This is a genomic window from Halobellus sp. Atlit-38R, from assembly GCF_003665925.1.
GTDB lineage: Archaea > Halobacteriota > Halobacteria > Halobacteriales > Haloferacaceae > Haloquadratum > Haloquadratum inordinatus.
Genome location: NZ_QXIJ01000003.1, coordinates 206,463 through 231,499, shown reverse-complemented (window position 1 = coordinate 231,499; position 25,037 = coordinate 206,463). Strand labels below are relative to the sequence as shown.

Genomic DNA, 25,037 nt, shown 5'->3' with positions numbered 1-25,037 from the left:
TACACGGGCGTAACCTGCTGTAGCACCGTAATCTGGCCGTTCTCTCCGTCCCGACTCGCGAAGGTTTATCACCGTTCGACTGCTCGAATTGTAACAATGGCAGAGGCAGAAGAGGAGAGTCTCGACGACCTCCCTCCGAGCGCGAAGTTGGTCTTCAAAGTACTCGAGTACAACGGACCGTTAACCCAGAAAGGAATCGTCCAAGAATCGATGCTCTCGGCCCGGACGGTCCGCTACGCACTCGAACGACTCGAGGGAATCGACGTCGTCGACGAGGACGTCTACTTCGCCGACGCGCGACAGAACCTCTATCAGCTCACCGACGACGCACCGGAGACCCACCCCGCCGAGGGCGACGGCGACGAAGCGGAAGCCTGCTGCGCGGAGTAACCGCTCCCCGTTCACTCCGATCGGATTTTCCACGAGAAGTTATCCCTCCCCACTCCCGAGTACGACTATGTCACTCTCACTCGACGCTACGCAACTGGATCGGTACTCCAGACACATCATTATGGACGAGGTCGGTCCTGAGGGACAACAGCGCCTGCTCGACGCCCGGGTGCTCGTCGTCGGCGCGGGCGGCCTGGGCGCGCCGGTGATTCAGTACCTCGCAGCCGCGGGAGTCGGCACGCTCGGCATCGTCGACGACGACGTCGTCGAGCGGAGCAACCTCCAGCGACAGGTCATCCACCACGATGCCGACGTCGGCCGACCGAAAGTCGACAGCGCGGCGGCGTTCGTCGAGGGCCTCAACCCAGACGTCGACGTCGAGACCTACGAGACCAGACTGGAGAAATCGAACGTCGAGGACGTCGTCCCCGGCTACGACCTCGTCGTCGACGCCTCGGACAACTTCCCGACGCGGTACCTCCTGAACGACTTCTGTCGGCTCCGGGAGATCCCGATCGCCCACGGCGCGATCTACAAGTTCGAGGGCCAACTGACGACGCTCGTTCCCGGCGGGCCGTGCTACCGCTGTCTGTTCCCCGAAGCGCCCGAGCCCGGAACGGTCCCGGACTGTGCGACAACCGGCGTCCTCGGCGTCCTGCCCGGCACCGTCGGCTGTATTCAGGCCACGGAAGCAGTGAAACTCATCCTCGACGCCGGCGATCTGCTGACGGGACAACTGCTGTTTTACGACGCGATGGAACTCTCCTTCGAGAAGGTACCGTACCGCAAGAATCCCGACTGTCCGGTCTGCGGCGACGACCCGATCGAATCGATCGACGGGGTAGAGTACACGGCGGCCTGTGCGGTCGGCGGCGACTGAATCCGTCGCTGCGAGACCGTTCGAGTCCGCGTCTACCTTCTCTCGCCCGGAATCGCGTCGACGACGCGTTCCAGCACCGTCGCCTCCGCCTTTCGGAGGTGTTCGGCTGCGGTTCCGACGGTGCAGTCGAGTTCCTCGGCCACCGCTTCGAGCGTCGCATCCCGTGGATCGGCGTAGTATCCACACGCGACTGCGACGCGGAGCGCCTCACGCTGTCGGGACGAGAGCGCGGCGGTCGGGTCCGAGAGGCGGCCGTCGTACGGGTGGATCTGCCGGACAGTTACGCCGATCTCGCTCGGGAGTCCGTCGAGTGCGGTCTCGACTTCGCTCGCCGTCCCGACGAGCGAGACGTCGATACAGCGATTCTCGCGGTAGACGACCGGTGGAACGACCACGACGCCGGTTCCCAGGAACGCCGCGGTCAATCTGGCATCGGCGGCGCGTTGATCTTCGGTGACGGCGAGGTGGAACCCCCGCTGTGTCGGTTCAGTGGCGACTTCGTAATCCAGAATCGACGGCTGGTCGGCCAGCGCCGCCGTGTACGACGCGGGGTCGTCGCCGTCGACGAAGAACACGAGCGTGTTTCGATCGCCGACTGCTGGATTCCAGTGCCGGAGGCGCGTTTCCCGGAACCCGGGCGTGTCGGCCACGAACGCGTGCATCGGGTGAACGTACGGTTCGGGGAGTTCGAGCCGCAACCGCAGCGAGCGCATTGGAGGGGAGTGGATCTGTCGAAGGTAAAAATATACCTCAGGCGTGAGGCAGCAGTCCCAGGTGAGAGTCTTCCGAACACTGCGGTATGCAACAGCCGTGCGAACCCTCCGCCGAACCGGCGCCGGTCGGTACGCCGACCAACTCGACCGCCGAACGCGCTCTCGCGTCGCTGGAGGCGTCGTTTCACGTCCGCCGGGAGTCTCACCAGCACGCACCCGGCGTCGTGATCCGCCCCGACGCGGTGCAGGACGCGCTTCGACACCTACGCGAGGAGGCCGGGTTCGACCACCTCTCGTGTGTGACCGCTCAGGAGTATCCCGACCGCTACGAGACGATTTACCACTTGAAACAGTACGCCGATCCGACCAGGGAACTGAGTGTGATCGTCCCGGCGCCCAGTGACGCGCCCGCGAGCCAGTCGGCGGCGCCCGTCTTCCCGACCGCTGGCTGGCACGAACGCGAGGCGTACGATCTGATCGGCATCGAGTACGACGACCATCCGGATCTGCGCCGCCTGCTCCTCCCCGAGACGTGGCAGGGACACCCGCTCTCGCTGGATTACGATCAGCATCGGCCACAGATCGTCCCCTACACCGAGAACGTCAATCCCGTCCAAGACGACGAGCGCGACGGCGACACGTTGCTTTTGAACATCGGGCCGCATCATCCCGCCACACACGGCGTCCTCCACCTGGAAGTCACGCTCGACGGCGAGCAGGTCGTCGACGTCGACCCCGACATCGGCTACATCCACCGCTGTGAGGAGCAGATGTGCCAGTCGAAGACCTACCGTCACCAGATTATGCCCTACCCCGATCGTTGGGACTGGGGCGGCGCGGGCTTGCTGAACGAGTGGGCCTACGCGCGGACGGCAGAGCACCTCGCCGACATCGAGGTCCCCGAGTACGCCCGGGTCGTCCGGACGATGGCAGCGGAGCTCTCGCGGATGCTCTCGCACTTTCTCGCCGTTGGCGCGTACGCGCTCGACGTTATCGGCGACTTCACGGCCACGTTTATGTACGCGATCAAGGACCGCGAGACGGTCCAGAACATCCTCGAAGACCTCACCGGCCAGCGGCTGATGTTCAACTACTTCCGCCTGGGCGGCGTCGTCTGGGACCTCCCCGAGCCGCGCGAGGAGTTTCTCGCGAAGATCTACGACTTCGTCGACGACCTTCCGGAGCGACTGGCAGAGTACCACGACCTGCTCACCGGCAACGAGGTCATCCAGCTTCGAACCGTCGACACCGGAGTGCTCTCTACGGAGACGGCGAAGGCCTACGGCTGCACCGGCCCCGTGGCACGCGGCTCGGGTATCGACTACGACCTGCGTCGCGACGATCCCTACGGCTACTACGACAACCTCGAGTGGGATGTCGTCACCGAACCAGACGGTGACAATTTCGCTCGTCTCCTGGTCCGATTACAGGAACTCGAACAGTCCGCGAAGATCGTCGAACAGTGTGCTGACCGCTTGGCGGAGTGGCCGGCCGACGAGCGAACGATCCAGGCCAACGTCCCGCGGACGATCAAGCCCGACCCAGACGCCGAAGTGTATCGAGCTGTCGAGGCCGCGAAGGGCGAACTCGGGATCTACATCCGTTCGGACGGCACCGACACGCCCGCGCGGTTCAAGATCCGCGGCCCGTCGTTCTCGCATCTCCAGGCCCTCCCCGAAATGACCGAGGGCGAGTACATCCCGGACCTGATTGCGACGCTCGGCAGCCTCGACACGATTATGGGCGAAGTCGACCGGTAGCGTCGCCGACGGAACGGCGTCGCTCACTGCGGATGAAGGCAAACAGTCGGCACACGCGTCACTGCCCGCGTCGACGTGCCGAACGACCGCGGCCCGACGCGGGACGGATGCTACGTCACGGAGACGCTGGCCCCTTCATCCGATATAAAGGCAGGGTCGCGCCGTGCGCATCTGCGCTGCCGTCCGCTCACACCGCAGCGTTTTATCCGCGCGCAGCCCAGGTGCGCGTATGGCCTCGCAGGGAATCGTCGAGGAGTTTCTCTCTCTGAAGTCCGACACCGACGCGGACGTCCTGACAATGCAGTGCGGCGACTTCTACGAGTTCTTCGCCGACGACGCCGAACTGGTCGGCGACGAACTCGATCTGAAGATCTCCGAGAAGTCCTCGCACGGGTCGTCGTATCCGATGGCTGGCGTCCCGGTCGACGACCTCACACCATATTTAAAGGCACTCGTCGAGCGCGGCTATCGAGTCGCTGTCGCCGACCAGTTCGAAGACGAAAGCGGCGACCACTACCGAAGCGTCACGCGGATCGTCACGCCCGGAACGCTCGTAGAGACCGACGACGACGACGCGCGATACATTGCAGCGGTCGTCGGCGAGACGGGCAACAAGGGTGACGAGCGCCGGTCCGCGGGCGGCACCTCGGGAGCTGACGACGGCATCGGCCTCGCATTCGCCGACGCGACGACCGGACAGTTCCTCGTCACGGTCGCCGCCGACGCCGACGACGCGCTCTCGGAGCTCTACCGCTTCGGGCCGGTCGAGATCCTTCCGGGCCCTGACGTCCGCGGCGACGACGCGCTCACCCGCCGGCTTCGCGAGGAGACCGACGCGACCGTCTCGCTCTTCGAGGCGGACGCCTTCGCACCGGGACGCGCGAAACACCGCCTCCGCGAGCACTTCGGCCGCGAGACGCTCGACAGCGTCGGCCTCCAGCGCGAACCGGCGATCCGCGCGGCTGGCGCGGCCCTCCGATACGTCGAGGAGACCGGCGCGGGCGTCCTGCCGTCGATGACGCGCCTGCGCTCCTTCGAGACGAACGAGCACCTCGAACTCGACTCGACGACGCAGCGGAACCTCGAACTCACGGAGACGATGCAGGGCGAGCGCGACGGCACCCTCGTCGACACGATCGACCACACGGTGACGAGTCCGGGTGGGCGGCTCCTCCGCGAGTGGGTGACCCGCCCGCGACGCGACCGCGCGGAACTGACGCGCCGACTCGACGCGGTCGAGGCGCTCACCGCGGCGGCACTCGCCCGCGAACGCGTCCGCGAGGCGCTCGACGGCGGCTACGACCTCGAACGGCTGGCCGCCCGGGCGGCGTCCGGCAGCGCCGACGCTAGCGACTTGCTGGCCGTCCGCGATACGCTCGGAATCCTGCCGGACGTCGCCGACGCTATCGAGGGCTCACGCCTCGAATCGTCGCCGCTCGCCGCGGTCGTCGAGCGGCCCGACCGCGATGCGGCCGGCCGTCTCCGCGAGGAACTGGCGGCGGCGCTCGCCGACGACCCGCCGAAGACGGTGACGCAGGGCGGGCTGTTCCGCCGCGGCTACGACGACGAACTCGACGACCTGCTGGATCGCCACGAGGAGGCGCAGGAGTGGATCGACACGCTCGCCGACCGCGAGAAGCGCCAGCACGGCCTCAGCCACGTCACCGTCGACCGGAACAAGACCGACGGCCACTACATTCAGGTCGGCAAGTCGGTCGCCGATCAGGTGCCCGAGCACTACCGGGAGATCAAGACGCTGAAGAACTCGAAGCGGTTCGTCACCGACGAACTCGAAGAGCGCGAGCGGGAGATCCTCAGAGTAGAGGAGGCCCGCGGCGATCTGGAGTACGACCTCTTCTGTGACCTTCGCGAGCGGGTCGCCGATCACGCCGAACTCCTGCAGGACGTCGGTCGCGCTCTCGCCGAAGTCGACGCGTTGGCGTCGCTCGCGACGCACGCCGCCGGCAACGACTGGACCCGTCCGGAACTGACCGAGCCGGGGCCGCTGCGGATCGACGCCGGTCGCCACCCCGTCGTCGAGCAGACGACGGAGTTCGTCCCCAACGGCGTCCGAATGGACGGAGATCGGGAGTTCCTGATCGTCACCGGGCCGAATATGAGCGGGAAGTCGACGTATATGCGGCAGGTCGCGCTCGTCACGCTGCTCGCACAGGTCGGGAGCTTCGTCCCGGCGCGTTCGGCGACGATCGGCGTCGTCGACGGCATCTACACCCGCGTCGGCGCGCTCGACGAACTCGCGCAGGGCCGCTCGACGTTCATGGTCGAGATGCAGGAACTCTCGAACATCCTGCACTCGGCGTCGGAAGATTCGCTCGTCATCCTCGACGAAGTCGGGCGCGGCACCGCGACGTACGACGGCATCTCGATCGCGTGGGCCGCGACGGAGTATCTCCACAACGAGGTCCGCGCGAAGACGCTCTTTGCGACGCACTACCACGAGCTCACGTCGCTGGCGGACCACCTCGATCGGGTCGCGAACGTCCACGTCGCCGTCGACGATGCGGGCGACGACGTGACGTTCCTCCGGACGATCGAGGATGGCCCGACAGATCGCTCCTACGGCGTCCACGTCGCGGAGTTGGCCGGCGTCCCCGACCCGGTCGTCTCCCGCGCTGACGCGGTGCTCGCGCGCCTGCGCGCCGAGGAAGCGATCGAGGCCCGCGGAAGCGGTGGCGGCGACAGCGAACCGACGCAGGCCGTCTTCGACCTCTCGGCCGGCCAGTTCGTCGACGAGACGGCGAGCGCGGGGGCGACCGACGGCGGTCGGACGGGCGCGGAGAACGCGGCGGCCGATGCGTCGACTGCCTCTGCCGCAGCCCCCGACGCCGACTCGTCGCGGCCGGCCGCCGTCGACCCGGAACTTGACGACATCGCCGCCGAACTGACCGAACTGGATCTGAACGACATATCCCCGATCGAACTGATGACGACCGTCCAGGAGTGGCAGCAGCGGCTGGACGAGTAGTGCGCGCGCGACGGGGCGGCCGTCGCTATCGCCACGACCGGTAACGATTAGGGCGCATACGACCAGTACCCGGATAGCAAATGTGTTGGGACGAGCGACCGCGCTGTCTGCTGTCGGGCCGAATCGGCCGTTCGACGCGGTGCGAGGCGACCACCTCACGGCAGGGAGTGCCGACGTGACCGACGCCGACGACCACCTGGAGGCGACGATCAGTCAACGAGGCGTCCTCTTCGCCGCCTCGGGTGACGTGCTCGTCGTCCGCCGGAGCACCGACGGCGGGTGGGAACTCCCCGGCGGCCGGCTCGAACCGTACGAGGACGCGCCCGACGGGATCCACCGCGAGATAGTCGAGGAGACGGCGCTCGACGTTCACGTCGGCCGGCCCATCCACACGGCGTCGTGGCGAAACGACACCGATCAGGGACGCTTCGCGGTCTACTACTGGTGTGCGGTCCCCGAGAGCCTGGACGTCGTCGCCGACGATCCAGTCCAGCTCAGCCACGAACACTCGACGCACGCGTGGCTGTCGCCGGAAGCGGCCGCCGACCGACTGAGCGCGGTACAGTCCGAAGCAGTTTTGACGGCGATGGGGGTCTACGACCCGTGAGCGGAGACGACGCTGCGGGCGATGCCGCAGACGCCGATCCGACGCCGACGATCCGCGCGCTCGACGAGCAGACCGTACGACAGATCGCGGCCGGCGAGGTCGTCGAACGGCCCGCGTCGGTCGTGAAGGAACTCCTCGAAAACAGCCTCGACGCCGGCGCGGATCGCATCTCCGTCGCGGTCGACGCGGGCGGCACCGAGGGCGTTCGCGTTCGCGACGATGGCGTCGGGATGGACCGCGAGGCGGTCCAGCGCGCGGTCGAAGAACACACCACGAGCAAGATCGACGACATCGACGACCTCGAAGCCGGCGTCGGAACGCTCGGGTTCCGCGGCGAGGCGCTCCACACGATCGGCGCGGTCTCGCGGGTGACGATCCGGACGAAGCCCCGCGGTGGCGACGGCGTCGGCACGGAACTCCGCGTCGAGGGCGGCGACGTGACGGACGTGAGCGCCGCAGGCTGTCCGGAGGGAACCGTCGTCGAGGTCGACGACCTGTTCTACAACACGCCCGCGCGCCGGAAGTTCCTGAAGACGACCGCGACGGAGTTCGACCACGTCAACACCGTCGTCACGCACTACGCGCTCGCGAACCCGGACGTCGCCATCTCCTTAGAGCACGACGACCGCGAGGTGTTCGCGACCGAGGGCCGCGGGAGCCTCCAGTCGGCCGTCCTCTCGGTGTACGGCCGCGAGGTCGCCGAGTCGATGATCCGCGTCGAACACGAGCCCGACGCGGGGCCGATCGAGCGCGTCACGGGACTGGTCAGCCACCCGGAGACGACCCGCAGCACTCGGGAGTACCTCTCGACGTTCGTCAACGACCGGTACGTCACCGCCCGCGCGCTTCGAGAATCGGTCCTCGACGCCTACGGCGGCCAGTTGGCCACCGACCGCTACCCGTTCGCAGTCCTGTTCGTCGACGTCCCCGCCGACGCGGTCGACGTGAACGTCCACCCGCGGAAGATGGAAGTCCGCTTCGGCGACGAGGCGGGCGTCCGGGGAGACGTCACCGACGCCGTGCGGACCGCGCTGCTCGACGAGGGACTGATCAGGTCGACAGCGCCTAGAGGTCGCTCTGCGCCCGCAGAGACCGCGATCGAACCCGAATCGCCCGACTCGGAAGTGCGCGGCGGCGCGGGACACAGCCCGCAGCCGAGTGACGGAGACGAGGCCGGAGACACGGTGGCTGATAGCGTCACCGGCACCGAAGACGGCGACGCGTTGCAGTCTTCCGAGGTCGGGCGAGCGCGCGGCAGCAGCTCCGAAACGGGTGATCTGGACACCACTTCGGACGACCGTCTCGACGCCGACCGCTTCGCGGATCGCGGCGGCGGCCGCTCGGGGGACACCGGAGACGGTTCCGACAGCGTCGACACCGACAGCGACGGCTTCGATCGCGACCGTGACAGCGGCGACGCCGACGGCCGCGCTCAGACGGTCGATCCGACTGACGAGGACGCCTGGACCGTCACCGACGCTGGCAGCGAACGAGAGCGCGGCCGCGACGAGCGTCCGCCCGCCCGCGACTCCCGAGATTCGACGCCGGATCAATCGACGTTCGGCGAGTCGGAGGCTGCTTCGATCGAGGAGTCGTCGCGGACCGCTACGCCGTCGGGAACGGCTGCTGATCCGACGGCGACGGCGCGGAGCGCAGACACGGACTCCCGATCGAGCGGCAATTTCGACGTCGACGACGCCCGTGGCACGACCCGCGACGAGCGCTCGGACGCCTCACAGTCGCGCCCGACGGGCATCGTCGGGCCGACGACCCAGCGCGACCTCCACGGTGAGGCGGCGACACTCGAACCCGACTTCGACTCGTTGCCGTCGATGCGGATCCTCGGCCAACTCCACGACACGTACGTCGTCGCCGAGACCGACTCGGGGATGGTGCTCGTCGACCAGCACGCGGCCGACGAGCGAGTGAACTACGAGCGCCTCCAGCGCGAACTGGACGGCGACGTCGCAACACAGGCGCTCGCAGACCCCGTCGATCTCGAACTCACCGCGCGCGAGGCGGCGCTGTTCGAGGAGTACCGCGAGGCGCTGGCGTCGCTTGGCTTCCGCGCCGAGCGCGTCGGCGAGCGCACCGTCGCAGTCGAGGCTGTCCCCGCGGTGTTCGCGGAGGCGCTCGATCCCGAACTCCTGCGCGATACGCTCACGGCGTTCGTCGCCGAGGACGGCGACGGCGGCGCGGAGACGGTCGAGGCAGTCGCCGAGGACCTGCTCGCGGACCTGGCGTGTTACCCCTCCGTGACCGGCAACACCTCGCTCACCGAGGGCTCGGTCGTGGATCTGCTGGAAGCGCTCGACGACTGCGAGAACCCCTACGCGTGCCCGCACGGCCGCCCAGTCGTCGTCGCGATCGACGGCGACGAGATCGGCGATCGATTCGAGCGTGACTACCCGGGACACGGCGGCCGGCGGGACGCCTGAGTCTGCGTTTTCTGTCTCATCCTCCCGGGCGCGGAGACTGCCCATCTCCGGAACTTATGTATCCCCTCGGAGAACGAGCGGGTATGGCGGATATCGTGACTTTCGGCGAGACGATGCTCAGACTCTCGCCGCCGCGGGGCGAGCGCCTCGAACGGACCCGCGAACTCGACGCGCGAACGGGCGGAGCAGAGAGCAACGTCGCCGTCGCGGCCTCGAGACTGGGCTGTGACGCGGCGTGGGTCTCGAAACTCCCCGACTCGCCGCTCGGCCGACGGATCGTCTCCGAACTGCGCAGCCACGGCGTCCAGACGGACATCGCGTGGGACGACTCCGAGGACGCGCGCCTCGGGACGTACTACCTCGAACACGGGGGCGAACCCCGCGGCACCGACGTGATCTACGATCGGACGGACGCGTCGGTGACGACCGCGACGCCGGACGAACTGCCGGCGACCGCACTCGACGGCGCGGAGTTCTTCTACACGAGCGGGATCACGCCGGCGCTTTCGTCGACGCTCGCGAAGACGACCGACGCGCTGCTCCGGGCGGCCGGACGGGCGGGCGTGACTACCGCCTTCGACCTGAACTACCGCTCGAAGCTGTGGACGCCCGAGGAGGCGAAAACGGGATACGAATCGTTGTTTCCGCACATCGACGTGCTCGTCGCGGCCGAGCGCGACGCGGCCACCTGCCTCGGCCGGGACGGCGACCCCGTCGAGGTGGCAAACGGCCTCCTGCACGACTTCGACTTCGAGACGGTCGTCCTCACTCGCGGTGAAAACGGCTCGCTCGCCGTCCACGAGGGCGAGGTGTTCGAACAGGCAGTCTACGACGCGGACACCTTCGATGCCATCGGCACCGGCGACGCCTTCGTCGGCGGGTATCTCGCCGAGCGCGTCGCCGGCGGCGACGTTCCCGATGCGCTCGCATACGGGGCGGCGACGGCGTCGCTGAAGCGCACCGTCGACGGCGACCTGGCAGTCGTCACGCCCGCCGAAGTCGAACGCGTCGTCGCCGAGCAGGGCGGCGGCATCTCGCGGTGATGAGTGCGTGATGGATCTGAAGACGAGCGGTCGATACCGCGTTCTCGGCCGCCCTCGTGACCCCGACGAACTCCTGCTCGTCGAGGTCGACGACTTCGACGATGCAGACGCAGTGGCTGCCGACTCCGACGATGCAGACGCCGCAACTGTCGACTCCGAGGAGGAGGCAGCGCGGGCAGACTCCGACCCCGACGAGGCGTTCGCTCCGACGTACGTCGACACCACCGGCTACGACGGTGCACTCGCCGACGCCGTCGCGTCGCTCCGCGCGGGCACGCTCGTCGACGCGACGCTCGCGTGGTCGGACGGCGACCCGCGGTTCGAATCGATCGACCTCCTCGCCGACTCCGTCTTCGAGTTCTACGACGGCGTCACCGGGATCTTCGAGGCAGCCAAACAGACGTGGATGGTCGCCGAGGCCGACAACGCGGCGATGAACGGCCGTGTGACGAAGAACACCGACGGCGAACCCAACGGCGCGCTCTACGTCTTCGCCAAGCAGGCCGGCGCTCGCGACCTCTTCGAGGAGTTCCGCACCGGCGTCACGCCGCTGGACCCGCTCGTGCGCCGCGCCGACCGCGGTGAGTCGACCCCGCCCGAGACCGAGCAACCTCGTGCCGTGTTCGTCCTTCGACCCGCGGACGAACCCTTCCTCGTCGTGTACGTGGTGTTCCGCCGCGATGGGGTGCTGGCTGAGACCCTCCGGTCGACGTACGGCGACCCCGATTCATAGGAATTAATATTCGACGGCCTCTGAGTTAATATATGACCGTCGTCAGCGTCTCGATGCCCGAAGCGTTGGTCGAGCGAATCGACGCCTTCGCCGAAGAGCACGGCTACACCGGCCGGAGCGAGGTCGTCCGGGAGGCCTCGCGGAATCTGCTCGGGGAGTTCGAGGACAAACGACTGGAAGATAGAGAACTGATGGCCGTGGTGACGGTCGTCTTCGAGTACGAGACGACGAACGTCGAAGAGCGGATGATGAAACTCCGCCACGAGTACGAGAACCTCGTCGCCTCGAACTTCCACAGTCACGTCGGCGAGCACCGCTGTATGGAACTGTTCGTCCTAGAGGGGGGTCTCGAAGACATCTCCACGTTCGTCGGCAAGATCCGCGCGACGAAAGACACGCTCAGCGTCGATTACTCGGTGATGCCGGTCGACGAGTTCAGCGGCATTCCGACCGAAGAGTAAGAATAGACCGCGAGAGCCTCTCACTCGGTGCGCCGCGTTTCGTCTGTCAACCGCGTCGTACACCACGGACAGAAGTCCAGATCCGGGTCTAACTCCTTCCCGCAGTGAGGACACGTCTCCTCTGCGTCCGTCGTCACCGTCTCGTCCGTCGACGTCGCGGTGTCAGCCGCCCCGTCGACGTCGTCGCGGCCGTACTCGCCACCCGTCGCCGCCCGACGAGCGTCGGCAACCCGCGATCGGTGCTGTCGGCTCCGGGCGAGGACGTACGCGTCGGCGACGCTCGCGACGCCGACTATCAGGACGGGCGCGAGCGTCGCCGGATCGCCGCCGCCGTCGAGAAGCGTCCGTGCGGCCTCGGGTGGCACGAACAGCACCGAGGCGGCAACCGCGGCGGCGAACCATCCGAGCCCGCGCTTCCACCGTCTGAGGTAGAAGTGTCCGAGCCCGGTGGCGAGCGTGCCGAGGAACGCCGCGAGCCACGGCCGCTTCTCCCGCTGACTACTCATACGTACACTTTCGGACCCGACCGATTAGGTCTTGTGGGTCTTTCACTCGTCCCGACAGGAGCGCCCCACGGCGACGGCCTCGCCGCTCTCAGCGGTCGATGGGAGCCGCTCACAATACGGGCTACTTTCAGAATCAGTCCACAGAATGGTTCGACGATTCTCTGTCGTGTTCCGTGCTCGATCCGCTCTATGAGGCTCCCTGTTGACTCAGACTCCCTAAAAGTCAACCACCTGAATATATATGGCAACTACACTTTCTACGCTGGCGACCGACTTATCACCTAGTACAGGGCCTCTCCCCCGGTACTGGAGCTGTACTAGGAGGAAATCCAATGGCAGTCACAGAGCTAAACCCGGAGCAATTGAAAGAGTACGAACAGCGCTTCATCGACGAAGCGTGGAACAACGGCAACTACGACATCATCGAGGAGACGATCAGCGAGGAGTACGTGGGTCACTGGTTCGACTTAGAAGCGGGCGACGTGGACCGAGACGGCCTCGAAGCGTTCATTCGGGCAGTCAGGGAGGGATTCTCGGACTTCCATATGGACGTCGAGTTTATGCTGGCGGAAGACGATATGATCACCGTCGGATTCACCGTTAGCGGAACACACGACGGCGAATTTATGGGAATCCCCGCGACCGACGAGTCTGGGACGTCCCCGGGCATCTTCGTCCACAAGTTCGACGAGGATGGGAAGGTCGCCGAGGCCTGGGCCGTCTGGGACGCGCTCGGACAGATGCAGCAACTCGGCGTCGTCCCCGAGACGTTTACGCTCGCTTCGTTCCTCGAGACGGGTGCGAACCTCGCCAAACAGGACGTACTCAAGCTCACGAAGGGACGGTAAGACGGCCGGCTGCGGACTCTCCCTACTCGCCACAGACGCGCTCTACAGGTATCGTAGCGTTTGCACGTCTTCACGCACCGAATCGCACGCCGTCGTGCGATTGGCGGTGTACTCAGTTGCAAACGCTACTATCGTGTGTCAGAGGCTGGTCCGCGTTCCGGCTCCGCGAGGCCACTGATCCGTCGAGACGGGCGATTGAGCCAGTCGAAAAGATGAGGGCGGCTGCCAGGGAAGACGAGAACACGTGACTACTGGTACCACGACTACGGACTCACTGGATTTGTACGTCGTCCGCAACGAGGTCGATACTGACTGCGAATACCACTGCGACGCGTTGGCGGCGCAGTTTCCGACCGCTGAGGAAGTGGATTTCGTTGCGGGCGAACGCGTGCCCCTCGACGAGGCTGATGGTGTCGTCTTGACTGGCAGTACGGCGGCTGTCTACGAGGCCGACAGCCGTCCGTGGATTGCCGAACAGGAGGCCTTCGTTCGCGAACTCGTCGAGCGGGAGCTCCCGACTCTCGGCGTCTGTTTCGGACATCAAGTAGCCAACTCGGCGCTCGGTGGGACTGTCGAGAATATCGGGACGACTGCGACCCTCGTCGAAGCAAGGCTCGCCGAGGACCCGTTGTTCGAGGGCGTCGACCCGGCCGTGGTCTCACTTCACGGCGACGCCGTGACGACTCCCGGAGAGCAGATGGATGTGATTGCGTCGGCACCCCACGCTCGCGTGTTCGGTACCCGCCACCGGACAGCACCGCTGTGGACGGTCCAGTTCCATCCGGAAATCACGGCATCCCACCGAGACCGGCTCGTCGACGACTTCGGCTGGGAGTCCTCGCAACACTCTTTCGCGGATGTTACCGCGGAACGACTCTTCGAGAATTTCAAGACGCTCGTCAGCGAGGCGACTGCGTAAGCGTTGTTTTGGAGTGATGCCACGCCCCTGTCAGGCGTTTTCGAGACGAGAGTGCAGAATGAGAGCGGCTAGACACTCCGAGCCGGATGGGCCCTGACGGATTCGAACTTCGGTCGCAGCAAAGCTGCTCCCTGATTCGATTCCGTCAGCGTTGCCGGCTCGGTCCTCGCTTCCGCTCGGACACTCGTATGGGCCCTGACGGATTCGAACCATCGACCACTCGGTTATGAGCCGAGCGCTCTAACCAGACTGAGCTAAGGGCCCGACGGTCTATCGTTCCGCGGTCTCCCTCTTAGACGTTATCGTTATCGTGGCGCGACTCGGTACCGCAGCGGCGATACCAGCGGCTCAGACCTCGGCGTCGAGAGGAAGAAGCGCCGTCGCCAGGGCTCGAACCTGGGACCACCTCGTTAACAGCGAGGTGCTCTACCAACTGAGCTACGACGGCTCGTGCCTGCACACGAACGTACACCGAGGTAGTATGATAGGGCTTTCGTTTTCACCGCACGGATGCGAGGTACCGGCACAGTCGAGACGCCCCACGGCGACTGTCTTGGGCGCATCGACACTCTTTCGCCGAGCCCACCCGAAGCGGTGACAACGATGGTCGATGCCGACGAGAGACGCCAAGCGATCGAACGCGTCCGCGAGCGGATCACGCCCGACGCCGCGGAGCGCGAGGCGATGCGGGCCGCAGTGGCGTCGCTCACCGAGCGCGTCGAAGCCGAACTCGCCGGGCTCCCGGTCGAGGGCGACGTCGTTCAGGTGGGATCGACGGCCCGCGGGACGTGGCTCGCCGGCGACCGTGACATCGACCTGTTCGTCCGGTTCCCGCCGTCGCTCGACCGCGAGACGCTGGAGCGCTACGGCCTCGAAATCGGTAACGCAGTCCTCCCCGGCGGACACGAGGAGTACGCCGAACACCCCTACGTCACCGGCGAGTTCGAGGGCTTCGACGTCGATCTCGTTCCCTGCTACGACGTCGGCGAGGGATCCGCGTTACAGTCGGCTGTCGACCGCACGCCACACCACAACGCCTATCTCCGGGCGCGCATCAACGACGACCTCGCGAGCGAGATGCGCGTGTTCAAACAGTTCCTGAAGGGCATCGGCGTCTACGGGAGCAATCTCCGGACCGAGGGCTTCTCGGGGTACCTCTCTGAACTGCTCGTTCTCGAACACGGCGACTTCGCATCGCTGCTTGCGGCGGCCGCAGACTGGCACCCGCCGGTCGTTTTCGACCCCGAGGATCACGGCTCGCAGTCCCACGACGACCCGCTCGTGATGGTCGACCCGACAGACCCGACGCGGAACGTCGCCGCGGTCTGCTCGGCCGCGAATCTCGCGCGTCTCCAGCACTACGCCCGCGACTTTCTCGACGATCCGCGCGCGGAACTGTTCGCGTCCGCGACACCGGATCCGCTCGCCCCCGAGGCAGTTCGTACCCACGTCGACCGCCGCGGGACGACGCCCGTCGCGATCGTCTTCGACGCGCCGGACATCGTCGACGATCAGCTGTACCCCCAGCTCAGAAAGTCGCTGTCGGGGGTTCGCGACGAGCTCGATCGCCGTGGCTTCGAGCCGATCCGCGCCGCGACGTTCGCTGACGAGCGCGCGGTGCTGTTCGTCGAACTCGCCCACCGGACGCTCCCGGCGATCGAACGCCACGACGGCCCGCCCGTGCACGTCCGCCAGCACGCCGAGGGCTTCTACGAGGTGTATGCGGACGACGGCGATGCGTACGCGGACGACGAGGGACGCGAGGAGCCCGACTCGGACTCCGCTCCCGACGTCTACGGACCGTTCGTCGACGGTGACCGATACGTCGTCGAACGGGCCCGCGAGTTCACCGACGCCGCCGAACTGCTCGCCTCCGAGGAACTGTTTACCGTCGGCCTCGGCGCGCGGATCCAGACCACCCTCGAAGACGACTACGACGTGCTCGTCGACGAGGCGGTTGCGACGCTCTGTGACGAATTCGGCTCGGAGTTAGCGGCGTATTTCGACCCGCAGCCATAGCGGTGGGCCGATCGCTGGCGTCGGGCTCCGTCTCTTTATTCGTCGAGGCCGTGGGCCGTCCGGACGTCTTCGACCAACCGCTCGGTCTGTTCGTCGGGGTCGTCGTCGGGATCCATCGGCGAGCGGCCGTCGAAGGTCTCGTGGACGATCGCGACGCCCTCTGAGAGGGTGTCGAGGCCGTAGCCACCTTCGAGCACGAACGCAAGCCCTGCGTCGACGTCGTCGGTGAGCGAGCGGATCCGATCGGTTAGGAGAGCGTACCCTTCCGTCGAGACGCGCATTCGCGAGATCGGATCGTGCCGATGTGCGTCGAAGCCGGCGCTCACGATGAACAGATCCGGATCGTACCGCTCGATGGCGGGTCTGAGGACCTCCTCGACGACCAGAAGGTAGTCCTCGTCGCCCGCGCCCGCAGCGAGCGGGATGTTCAACGTCGTCCCGTCGCCGTCGCCAGTTCCCGTCTCGTCGACCTCGCCGGTCCCCGGATAGAGCCCTTCCTCGTGGGCGGAGGCATAGAGGACGTCGCCCTGATCGTAGAAGATGTCCTGGGTGCCGTTGCCGTGGTGGACGTCCCAATCGAAGATGACCGCGCGGTCGACGTCCGCGTCCGGATCGTCGAGTACCGTCTGAGCGGCGACCGCCGCGTTGTTGATGAAGCAGAACCCCATCGCGTCGTCGGCAACGGCGTGGTGTCCGGGCGGGCGGCCGATCGCGAACGGCGTGTCGCGGCCGTCGGCGCCGTCGGCAGCCTCCCGGGCGGCCCACTGTGAGAGCCCTGCCGAGGCGAGAGCGGCGTCCCAGGTGTCTTCGGACGCGACGGTGTCGGGATCCCAGTTGCCGCCGCCGTCGTCGCAGAACGAACTGATCTCGTCGACGTAGTCGGCCTCGTGGACGGCCGTCACCGACGACTCGTCGGCGGCGTCGGCTTCGACGTAGGACACGCCGTGTCGCTTCGCGAGTGCGCGACGAATTGCGCGGAGTCTGTCGGCGGTCTCCGGGTGCCGGTCGCCGGTGTCGTGTGCGAGACAGGTCTCGCTGTAGCCGAACTGCATCGCTACTCGAAGAGGGCGAAGTACGTCTCGATGTCTTCGGCCTGAACCGTTCGCCGGTCCGCGTGCTGCGCCAGCGTCGCGGCCGCGCTCGCGACGTTGTCGGCGTAGTCTTCGAGGATGTCCGCGAGGGCGATCCGGGCATCCATCGAGACGCGGTACCGGTCGTCGATTTCGAGGCGGGCGATACGGTCGATCGGCGCGATCGGCAGTTCGAGTTCGCGACGACTGACGACCTGCTGGACGTCGAAGTCCTCGGCCATCAGCGTCTTGCGGCCGTCTTCGGCCGCTTTCTCGGCGGCCTCGACGGCGAGCGCCGCCCCGTGTTCTTGGACGCGACGAGCGAGTTCCTCGGCTGCCCCGGAACTGACCCGGAGGTCGCCGGCTCTCCGTCGAATGATAGTGTCCACGGGGGCGAACGGCAACTCGACACTCATTACCAACATATGCGGTTCGACCGGCGTATAATCCTTTCCGTAGCGACCCCTGTGCCGCTCGCTGTCTGTCCGACGCCGTCGCTCGGCGGTTCTGCGTGGCGCGACTGGCGAACGTCGCCTCCGATCCGTCGCGGCTTACTCCGTCCGCTCGACGTCCGCCGCGGTGATCGTTCCGTCGCTGACGGGACCGGTAACGGTCACTTCCTCGCCTAGGCGGAGCGACTCGTCGGTTTCGACGCTCCGCGTCTCGGTCCCGTCGTCGAGGACGACCGGGCTTCCGGCCTGTACGACTGTGCCGGTGAACGTCTCGGTGCCGCCCGTCTCCGCGTCCGTGGTCGTCGCCTCCGCCGACTGGTCCGTCACTGTCGCGGCGACTGCGCCCGACCCCGACCCGTCGACGCTGGCCGCTCCGTCGCTCGCTGTGGTGTCGTCCGTTTCGTTGCTACCGCTCGACTCGAACGCGCCCAGTCCGGTCGACTGCGCTGCTTCGGCGGTGGTGTCGGCGGCGTCTTCCGGCGCGTCGTCCATCACGCTGATCGTCGATTGCCACCCGGCGGAGGCTTCGAGGTCGTCCTGCCAGCCGTCCTGGATCTCGACGTCGGTGAAGACGACGTAGTCCGCGAGGTCGATGTCGAGGTCGGCCTTCTCCCCCCAGAGTGCGACCCGGATATCGCCGGTCTCGTCTTTGATTCGGACGTTCCGGACCTGTCCCTCGGAGCCGTCGTCGCGGTCGAACGTCCGCTTGGGATCGGTCTCGATGACGCCGCCCGCGATATCGGTGGTCTCGCCGAGTTCGAGCGCGTCGATGTCCGTCGTGTCGGGGACGTACTCGATCGCCTCGTCGAGGGCTTCGACCGCGCCGCGGTTCCCGACGTGGAGTTCGAGCGTGCCGTCGCGCTCTCTGACGTAGCCGTCGACGACTTCGACGGACTCGCCGGTGCCGAACTCGGTCGCCAGATCGGCCTTCTCGTCCCAGAGCGTGACGCGCACGCGACCGGTCGGGCCGCCGAGCGTCAGGTTCGCGACGCGGCCCTCCGAGCCGTCGTCGCGGTCGAACGTCCGGACGCTGTCGGTACTGAGTACGCGACCCTTCAGATTCACGTCCGAGAGCCCGAGCGCGAGGTCCTCGACGCGGTAGGTGTCGAGCGCCTCCACGTCGACTTCGGCGTCCGGGGCGGGTTCGACCTTATCGACGTCGACTTCGACGCCGTTGTAACCGTCTTTCGGACGGCCCGCCACGCGGAGCACCTGGCCGACTTCGAGACTCTCGACGGCGTCTTCGGCCATATCGTCCCACATCGTGATCCGGATGCGGCCGGATTCGTCGGCGACTTCGACGTTGACGACGCTCCCGTCGTCGTCGTCGCCGTCGCGCTCGAACGTTCGGAGGTCGCCGACGCTCATCACCTTCGCGAGGAACTTCACGTCGTCCATCCCCGGTGCGACGTCGGCGACGCCCTCGACTTCCTCGTCGCGTAGTTCGTGGGCGATGAGCATCGCGGCGGTCTCCTCGTCGGCGAGGCCCCCCATCTGTTCGACCTTGTCCTCGACGGCGGCCTCGAACTCCTCGAAGTCGACGTCGGTGTCGAGGTCGTCGTACACGTCTTCGATTGCTCCCATCTACGCGACACCCCCATCGCGGCGACGGCCGTCGGGTTCGAGCGCGAAACCCGCGGGTCGAGCGGATACGGCCACAGGCATATCCACAGCCAGGGTAGGCCGCCGCTTAAGCGTTGTCTTGTCGGTGGTTCCGCGCCGTGTGCGGGCCGTCTCGCCGTCTCGCGGTTCCCCGATTCGCCCCCGTGCTACGTAATGTATCCCCCGATCGATCTGTGGCACGCGGGGTGTGGTCCCGTCGTCCTATATGAACGTTCGCTGGACCTGAACGTTCGATGCGCCCGTCGGTGCCGGTGCGCCATCAGTTCGTCACGTCGCCGGCGCGCCGTCTCCTCTCTGCCGGAACGCGGTCACTTCGTCACGTCCACCACAGTCCGTCGCCCGTCGACGTCGTCGTGGACGACCTCTACACCGGTCGGCGCTGTGCCGCTCGTCCCGATGTCGACCTCGTAGCCGAGATTCGTGAGCACTTCTGCGCACGCCTCGTCTTCCTCGCGTTCTTCGACGGCCGCGACGACGACGGTGGCGACGCCCGTGTCGGCGTCGTAGGTGACGTCCTGTAACCGCGGGACGGTACAGGCGTTCTTGCCGACGACGCAGCCGACGACCGAGATCGCGCCGTCGTCGCCAAACGAGACGGTCGCTGCGCCGGGCTCGGGGCACTCTTCTCGCGGTATCAACGTCGCTGTGATATGATTCGTCGTCACGGTTGAACTGGTCGGCGTGTCTGTCTCGGTGGCTCCGTTCGCGGTGTCCGTTCCCGGCGTCGTCTGCTCTGAGCCGGTACAGCCGGCGACCGCGGTCGGGAGGGCGACCGCGAGGCCCGAGAGGACCGTTCGGCGCAGCATAGTCTTCGATAGCACGTACCACCCAAAAGCGGTGTCGGAGGCTCAAACGGTCTCTTATGTCTCCTCGGTCAGGATTCGGGTTCGATTTGCCGGCCGACCGCCTCCGTGTGTGTCGGTGCCGTAGCACCGTCGCATCGTAACCCTCATAAGTGAATGCGGAGTACGAAGAGATGAGTCCTGATAGGGTAGTGGACTATCCTCTTGGCTTGCGGAGCCAGGGACCGGAGTTCAAATCTCCGTCAGGACGTTTCTGCGAGACGCAATGTGACGAGCGGAGCGAGTCGTCTGTGCCGGTTTATGCGACTATCGGAGGCTCGAGGAGCGAGCAAATCCCGAGTTGCCAGTGAGTTCGAATTACCGTCAGGACGTTTCTACGAGACACAACACGACCAGCACAGCGAGACGCTCCCTCCGAAAAAAAGCTCGCCCGCGCCGCTCACTCGTCGTCGTAGCGAGACGGCGCGTCGGCGTCATCGTCGTCGAGTCGCCGTACAGAGGGCGTCGTCCGACGCCGGAGTCGGCGGGGGCCCGTCTCCTCGGACTCGCGCTCGTCGGCGTCGGCCGCCCACGACTCGTGACACGAGAGGCAGTAGTTCCCTCCGTAGCCGTTCGGGCGGACGAACTCGGTACCGCAGTCGAGACAGGTGACGTGCGCGCGGGTCATTGGCTTCGCCTCCGGGGCGGGGATGTGGGCTGTGTAGTCATACGCTGTTCACCTGTACGATAGTCCTGCAAGCGGATAAGTTCGTCACCCAGTGTCACACTACTGCTGGCACACTCTCGCTGGCACCGAAGGGTCGGGATCCCGTCGAACGCCGAGTATTTACTCGCGCGACGACCACTTCCGACCGTGCAAGACGCGCTCCGGATCGGTGTCGCGGTGTTCAACGCCGGCGACCACCGCGCCGCACACGACGCCTGGGAGGACCCGTGGCTCGATCTCGACGACGGGACGTCCGATGAGCGACTGCTCCACGGGCTGATCCAGTACGCGGCGGCGGTGCATCACGCCCGCCGGCGCAACTGGAGCGGGGCGCGCGGACTGGCCGAGAGCGCGGCGCAGTACCTCGCCGACGTTGACCCAGCGTACCGGGACGTGAACGTCGCGGACGTGCGTGCGTATCTCCGGCGACTCGCCGCCGACCCGGAAATCGCCGAACGCCGTCGCCCGCCCGCGCTCCGCTACGACGGCGACGCGCTGAAGCCGACGGATCTCTCCTTCGAGCACGTCGCTGCCGCGGCGGCCCTTCTCGCGCACGAGTACGAGGCGTTCGAGGAATCAGTCGTCGACGACGCGATTCGGTACGCGCGATCAGAGGCGGACGAGAGCGACGCCCCCGACGGCGATTCGCCCGATACGGCGCTCGCAGCCTCGCGCTCGCGGGGCTTCGTCGGGATGCTGTTCGACTTCGCGGCCGACCGCGAGCGACGCGGCATCGTCTACGACCGGCTCCAGCGGCACGTCGAACGGCAGCGGAGCAAAGAGCGCGACGTCGCCGGGCTGTTCGACTGAACGCCCGAATCGGTCAAAAAATTGAACGACTGTCGGCGCGTACGACTCTCTGGTATGGTAATCCAAGACGATATCAAAGACGCCATCGGTGACGGGCGAGACGAGCTCGTTCGCGTGCTGGCGACGCACGGCGTTCTCCCAACGATCGTCGAATCGGGCGGATCGAGCCTCGGCGGGCTCTCGTCGTCGCCGACGTTCAGGCTCGAAACGTCCGACGGGACCAGCGTCGCCGACAGACAGACGCGCTCGAAGGTAGTCGACGCGCTCGGGATGTCCTCTGCGGACGACTGCGAGACGGTCCGCGAGGAGATACAGCGCCACGACGCCTGGGAGGACTGATCGTTTCGGTTCGACCGCGAGCGTGCCTCACTCCTCGACGACGCGTTCGTCGTCGCGCCACTCCGCGGAGTTGTCCTGCGGGTCGTAGCCGAGGACATCCTTCGCGCGCTCGATGGAGTAGTACTTCCGGTCGTTGTCGGAGATGCCGTAGACGATCTCGTAGTCGTAGTCCGCCAGGATACAGCGCTCGAAGAGGTGCGCACAGTCGCGGTAGGAGAGCCACATCGCCTGCCCGCGCTCGTAGTCGATCGGGGGATGGCCCTCGGTGAGGTTGCCGATGCGGACGTTGACGACCGAGAGGTCGTGATGGTCGTGGTAGTATCGCCCGAGCACCTCGCCGCTCGCTTTGCTCACGCCGTAGAGGTTGCTGGGGCGGGGCAGCTCCGTCCCGTCCAAGCGGAACTCGTCTTCGGGTCGATACATTTCCGGCGTCCGCGCATCCGTCTCGTACGCGCCGACGGCGTGATTCGATGAGGCGAAAGCGAACTTCTCGACGCCCGTCTCGACGGCCGCCTCGAACATCGTCTGCGTCCCGTCGATGTTGTTCTGCAGGACGCTGTCCCACGGCGCCTCCGGGCGCGGATCGCCCGCGAGGTGGACTACGGCGCGGCAACCTTCCAGCGCCTCGTGAACCGCCTCGTCGTCGGTGACGTCCGCGACGAACACGTCGTCGTCGTCGACGCTCTCGGGACGCTTCGCGTCCGGCAGCGGCTCTCGGTCGAGCAGTCGCCAGTCGAACTCGGAGCCGACGTGGCGGAGGATGGCCTGCCCGACGCGTCCGCCCGCCCCTGTCAGGAGAACCGGGTCGTCCATTCGAACGACCATCCGGGCAGGGAGGCCAAGAAACGTCCGATTCGCGACCGTGACGGCGAGCCGACAGGTCTCGCTCCGGTTTTCCACGTCTCGGGGTCGGCTGCACCGCCCGGAGCCCATCCTGACTGGACCGATCCGTCGCCGTAGCCGATAGTCCCTTAGCCCACGGCGACGGAGACCGGATATGACCGACGCGGGGCAGGCAGGGACGGATGCAGAGCGCGCGTGCTTCGAGGCGGGTATCAAGTTCGGCACGCTCTATCACCAGTTCGCGGGCACACCCGTGAGCCCCCAGAGCGCCGAAAGCCTCGGCCGGGCGATGGAGGAAGCGATCGAGAACCAACCGTACTGCGTCGACGTCGACGTCGACGTCCGAACGGACCGCATCGCCGCAGAGTTAGAAGCGCAGTCGGCCGAGTACACGGAACTGACCGGCCGGTTCGTCGACGTCGAGATGCGGATCGAGTACGAGGGCGTGACCGTCCGCACGCGGATGGAGATGGAAGGCGACTATCCGCTTATGAAACTCGTCGCGGTCGAGGAGTGACCGCGCCCGAGCGCGCATCAGCCGCACGATTTCACTTTCACTTTCGGGCGTGTTTTTAACCCCTCCCGCGTCGAAGCCGATGGTATGAGTAGCCAGAGCACACTCGGTGACGACGACCTGTTCGGAGAGGCTGCTGCAGAGATGCGCGAGGAGGTCGAGAGCCACCTCGCCGACGCGCGGGCGGAACTCCCCGATTCCGACGCGGTGTGGGACGCGGAGGCCGACAACGTCCTCGGGGTTCTCAACGCGCTCCGTTCGGCACTGGACGTCGGCGAGGCGGAAGCGCACCTCCGCCAGGCGAAGAAGACCTTCATCGTGGGCCAGCGCGCGGAGGCCTTCGACGACCCCGACGCGATCGAAGCGCAGGTCGAGTCAGTCGAGGAACTCCTGGTGTCGCTCGCCGAGGCCGAAGACCTCGTCGGCGACCTCACCGGCACGATGCCGCAGGTCCGGAGCCAACTGCAGGAGGCAGCCGAAGCCGCCGAGAGTGCTGCGGCGGACGATGCGGCCGACAGCGACGAGGAGGCCGCAGACGAGGCCGACGCAGCGGACGCGAGTGCGGACGAGGCGGACGCATAGCGACCGCAACCCGGACATCCGCTTGGTGACGCCGACGCGGCGCAACGGTTTTTAAATACTCGACGGCCATATCATCAACGTAATGAGTATCTTCGACACGATCTTGTCGTCGCTGCGCTCGCTCGTCGGCGGCGGGAGCACGAACGAGTCTGAATCGTCGCCGGGATCGACGCGGGCGGGCGGGCAGGTCTCTGTCGAACACGAGACGGAACGTGCGGACGCAGACGCGTCGACGGAGGCGACGATCAAAGGCGCCGACGACGCCGAGACCTCGACCGAATCCGAAGATGCGACTGAGCTCGGGGACACGGCCGACTCAGAGACGTCGACCGAAGACGGGACCGCAGAGCCAGCAGCGGCCGAGACCGACGCCGCGGCGTCGACTGAGACGCTCCTCGACGATGAGACCGGCAAAGAGCCCGCAGAGGCCGTCGAAACGGCAGGGGAAGGTGAGGAAGCTGTCTCTCCCGACCCCGACGCCGAGGATATCGAGACGGCCGACGACGCGGTCGCGGCAGACACCGACGCTGCGGCCTCGACCGAGACGCTCGTCGACGAGGCGACGGGTCAAGAGCCCGCCGAGGCCGTCACGCCGACGGAAGCGCCCGAAGACGGGAGCGAAGACGAGGATGTGAGTGCGGAAGATGACGACGCTGCGTCTGCTGACGACGAAGCGGACGCCACAGTGGCGGAAGCAGATACGACAGCGGACGAAGCAGATACGACAGCGGACGAAGCGGCCACGACAGCAGACGACGAAGCCGCCGGCGCAGAGACCGACGAGGACGAGAGCGAACCGGTCGAGACGCTCAAAGGCATCGGTCCTGCCTACGCCGAGCGACTCGGGACCGTCGACATCGAGACTGTCGCGGACCTCGCGGCTGCTGACGCCGACGACGTCGCCGACGACATCGGCGTCTCAGTGAAGCGCGTCTCCGGCTGGGTCGAGCGCGCTCGCGATCAGTCATAGCTCTCTCGGTGTTCTCCGACCG

The 25,037-nt window shown here is 66.7% G+C and carries 25 protein-coding genes and 3 tRNA genes; 18 read left to right on the top strand and 10 right to left on the bottom strand.

Annotation, left to right across the window (positions count from 1 at the left end; translation table 11 throughout):
- Nucleotides 1-96 precede the first annotated feature (96 nt).
- Together D3D02_RS05745 and D3D02_RS05740 are read left to right on the top strand one after the other, a co-directional pair.
- Nucleotides 97-390, top strand: coding sequence for a helix-turn-helix domain-containing protein (locus tag D3D02_RS05745; RefSeq protein WP_121569020.1), 294 nt, complete (start codon nucleotides 97-99; stop codon nucleotides 388-390).
- Between the two features lie 67 nt (nucleotides 391-457).
- Nucleotides 458-1,270, top strand: a complete 813-nt coding sequence (locus D3D02_RS05740; protein ID WP_121569019.1) for a molybdopterin-synthase adenylyltransferase MoeB — start codon at nucleotides 458-460, stop codon at nucleotides 1,268-1,270.
- Between the two features lie 32 nt (nucleotides 1,271-1,302).
- Here D3D02_RS05740 and D3D02_RS05735 read toward each other — a convergent pair whose 3' ends face one another.
- A complete protein-coding gene (locus tag D3D02_RS05735; RefSeq protein WP_233560588.1) occupies nucleotides 1,303-1,983 on the bottom strand; it encodes a helix-turn-helix domain-containing protein in 681 nt (226 codons plus the stop codon).
- A gap of 86 nt (nucleotides 1,984-2,069) precedes the next feature.
- Between D3D02_RS05735 and D3D02_RS05730 the strand changes: the two genes are divergently transcribed.
- The 7 genes from D3D02_RS05730 (at nucleotide 2,070) to D3D02_RS05700 (ending at nucleotide 12,011) form a co-directional block, all read left to right on the top strand.
- Entirely contained in the window at nucleotides 2,070-3,743 is a 1,674-nt protein-coding gene (locus tag D3D02_RS05730; protein ID WP_121569018.1) for an NADH-quinone oxidoreductase subunit D, read from the top strand.
- Between the two features lie 229 nt (nucleotides 3,744-3,972).
- Nucleotides 3,973-6,729: a DNA mismatch repair protein MutS gene (mutS, locus tag D3D02_RS05725; RefSeq protein WP_121569017.1), complete on the top strand. Its 2,757-nt coding sequence runs from the start codon at nucleotides 3,973-3,975 to the stop codon at nucleotides 6,727-6,729.
- Nucleotides 6,730-6,814: 85 nt separating this feature from the next.
- Nucleotides 6,815-7,336, top strand: coding sequence for an NUDIX domain-containing protein (locus D3D02_RS05720; protein ID WP_233560587.1), 522 nt, complete (start codon nucleotides 6,815-6,817; stop codon nucleotides 7,334-7,336).
- Nucleotides 7,333-9,774: a DNA mismatch repair endonuclease MutL gene (mutL, locus tag D3D02_RS05715; protein ID WP_121569016.1), complete on the top strand. Its 2,442-nt coding sequence runs from the start codon at nucleotides 7,333-7,335 to the stop codon at nucleotides 9,772-9,774. The genes D3D02_RS05720 and mutL overlap by 4 nt, the downstream gene beginning before the upstream one ends.
- Nucleotides 9,775-9,857: 83 nt before the next feature.
- Nucleotides 9,858-10,817, top strand: coding sequence for a bifunctional 2-dehydro-3-deoxygluconokinase/2-dehydro-3-deoxygalactonokinase (gene kdgK1 / locus D3D02_RS05710; protein ID WP_121569015.1), 960 nt, complete (start codon nucleotides 9,858-9,860; stop codon nucleotides 10,815-10,817).
- 10 nt (nucleotides 10,818-10,827) lie between these two features.
- A complete protein-coding gene (locus D3D02_RS05705; RefSeq protein WP_121569014.1) occupies nucleotides 10,828-11,550 on the top strand; it encodes a DUF6663 family protein in 723 nt (240 codons plus the stop codon).
- A 32-nt stretch (nucleotides 11,551-11,582) separates the two neighbouring features.
- Nucleotides 11,583-12,011, top strand: a complete 429-nt coding sequence (locus D3D02_RS05700; RefSeq protein ID WP_121569013.1) for a CopG family ribbon-helix-helix protein — start codon at nucleotides 11,583-11,585, stop codon at nucleotides 12,009-12,011.
- 20 nt (nucleotides 12,012-12,031) lie between these two features.
- Here the strand turns inward: D3D02_RS05700 and D3D02_RS05695 are convergent, their stop codons facing one another.
- Nucleotides 12,032-12,517 carry a zinc ribbon domain-containing protein gene (locus D3D02_RS05695; RefSeq protein ID WP_121569012.1) on the bottom strand — a complete coding sequence of 162 codons (486 nt, stop codon included), beginning with the start codon at nucleotides 12,515-12,517 and terminating at the stop codon, nucleotides 12,032-12,034.
- Between the two features lie 332 nt (nucleotides 12,518-12,849).
- Between D3D02_RS05695 and D3D02_RS05690 the strand changes: the two genes are divergently transcribed.
- Both D3D02_RS05690 and D3D02_RS05685 read left to right on the top strand, forming a co-directional pair.
- Entirely contained in the window at nucleotides 12,850-13,365 is a 516-nt protein-coding gene (locus D3D02_RS05690; RefSeq protein ID WP_121569011.1) for an ester cyclase, read from the top strand.
- Nucleotides 13,366-13,609: 244 nt separating this feature from the next.
- Entirely contained in the window at nucleotides 13,610-14,284 is a 675-nt protein-coding gene (locus D3D02_RS05685; RefSeq protein ID WP_121569010.1) for a type 1 glutamine amidotransferase, read from the top strand.
- Between the two features lie 189 nt (nucleotides 14,285-14,473).
- On the opposite strand, the gene D3D02_RS05680 is transcribed toward D3D02_RS05685, so the two are convergent.
- A tRNA-Ile gene (locus tag D3D02_RS05680) sits at nucleotides 14,474-14,548 on the bottom strand.
- Between the two features lie 111 nt (nucleotides 14,549-14,659).
- Nucleotides 14,660-14,732 (bottom strand) — tRNA-Asn (locus D3D02_RS05675).
- Nucleotides 14,733-14,887: 155 nt separating this feature from the next.
- Here D3D02_RS05675 and cca point away from each other — a divergent pair.
- Nucleotides 14,888-16,303, top strand: a complete 1,416-nt coding sequence (gene cca, locus D3D02_RS05670; RefSeq protein WP_121569009.1) for a CCA tRNA nucleotidyltransferase — start codon at nucleotides 14,888-14,890, stop codon at nucleotides 16,301-16,303.
- A gap of 35 nt (nucleotides 16,304-16,338) precedes the next feature.
- Here cca and D3D02_RS05665 read toward each other — a convergent pair whose 3' ends face one another.
- From D3D02_RS05665 to D3D02_RS05650, 4 genes are all read right to left on the bottom strand, one after another.
- On the bottom strand, nucleotides 16,339-17,355 hold the full coding sequence (locus D3D02_RS05665; RefSeq protein WP_121569008.1) for a histone deacetylase: 1,017 nt from the start codon (nucleotides 17,353-17,355) through the stop codon (nucleotides 16,339-16,341).
- A 2-nt stretch (nucleotides 17,356-17,357) separates the two neighbouring features.
- The gene (locus tag D3D02_RS05660) at nucleotides 17,358-17,789 is read right to left on the bottom strand and encodes a histone family protein (RefSeq protein WP_121569007.1); all 432 of its coding nucleotides are present in this window, start codon (nucleotides 17,787-17,789) and stop codon (nucleotides 17,358-17,360) included.
- Nucleotides 17,790-17,924: 135 nt separating this feature from the next.
- Nucleotides 17,925-19,409 (bottom strand): single-stranded DNA binding protein, encoded by a 1,485-nt coding sequence (locus D3D02_RS05655; protein WP_121569006.1) that lies wholly within the window; start codon nucleotides 19,407-19,409, stop codon nucleotides 17,925-17,927.
- A gap of 347 nt (nucleotides 19,410-19,756) precedes the next feature.
- A complete protein-coding gene (locus tag D3D02_RS05650; protein ID WP_121569005.1) occupies nucleotides 19,757-20,254 on the bottom strand; it encodes a hypothetical protein in 498 nt (165 codons plus the stop codon).
- Nucleotides 20,255-20,428: 174 nt separating this feature from the next.
- On the opposite strand from D3D02_RS05650, the gene D3D02_RS05645 reads away from it, so the two are divergent.
- Nucleotides 20,429-20,501 (top strand) — tRNA-Arg (locus D3D02_RS05645).
- 189 nt (nucleotides 20,502-20,690) lie between these two features.
- On the opposite strand, the gene D3D02_RS05640 is transcribed toward D3D02_RS05645, so the two are convergent.
- A complete protein-coding gene (locus tag D3D02_RS05640; protein ID WP_121569004.1) occupies nucleotides 20,691-20,918 on the bottom strand; it encodes a hypothetical protein in 228 nt (75 codons plus the stop codon).
- Nucleotides 20,919-21,104: 186 nt separating this feature from the next.
- On the opposite strand from D3D02_RS05640, the gene D3D02_RS05635 reads away from it, so the two are divergent.
- Together D3D02_RS05635 and D3D02_RS05630 are read left to right on the top strand one after the other, a co-directional pair.
- Complete coding sequence (locus D3D02_RS05635; protein WP_121569003.1) at nucleotides 21,105-21,767, top strand: DUF309 domain-containing protein; 663 nt, start codon at nucleotides 21,105-21,107, stop codon at nucleotides 21,765-21,767.
- Nucleotides 21,768-21,821: 54 nt separating this feature from the next.
- Nucleotides 21,822-22,106 (top strand): hypothetical protein, encoded by a 285-nt coding sequence (locus D3D02_RS05630; protein ID WP_121569002.1) that lies wholly within the window; start codon nucleotides 21,822-21,824, stop codon nucleotides 22,104-22,106.
- 27 nt (nucleotides 22,107-22,133) lie between these two features.
- Here the strand turns inward: D3D02_RS05630 and azf are convergent, their stop codons facing one another.
- On the bottom strand, nucleotides 22,134-22,919 hold the full coding sequence (gene azf, locus D3D02_RS05625; RefSeq protein WP_121569200.1) for an NAD-dependent glucose-6-phosphate dehydrogenase Azf: 786 nt from the start codon (nucleotides 22,917-22,919) through the stop codon (nucleotides 22,134-22,136).
- A 184-nt stretch (nucleotides 22,920-23,103) separates the two neighbouring features.
- Here azf and D3D02_RS05620 point away from each other — a divergent pair, with 184 nt between their 5' ends.
- The 3 genes from D3D02_RS05620 (at nucleotide 23,104) to D3D02_RS05610 (ending at nucleotide 25,015) form a co-directional block, all read left to right on the top strand.
- A complete protein-coding gene (locus D3D02_RS05620; protein ID WP_121569001.1) occupies nucleotides 23,104-23,466 on the top strand; it encodes a dihydroneopterin aldolase family protein in 363 nt (120 codons plus the stop codon).
- A gap of 84 nt (nucleotides 23,467-23,550) precedes the next feature.
- Nucleotides 23,551-24,045, top strand: a complete 495-nt coding sequence (locus D3D02_RS05615; protein ID WP_121569000.1) for a DUF5790 family protein — start codon at nucleotides 23,551-23,553, stop codon at nucleotides 24,043-24,045.
- 82 nt (nucleotides 24,046-24,127) lie between these two features.
- Nucleotides 24,128-25,015, top strand: a complete 888-nt coding sequence (locus tag D3D02_RS05610) for a helix-hairpin-helix domain-containing protein (RefSeq protein WP_121568999.1) — start codon at nucleotides 24,128-24,130, stop codon at nucleotides 25,013-25,015.
- Nucleotides 25,016-25,037 lie beyond the last annotated feature (22 nt).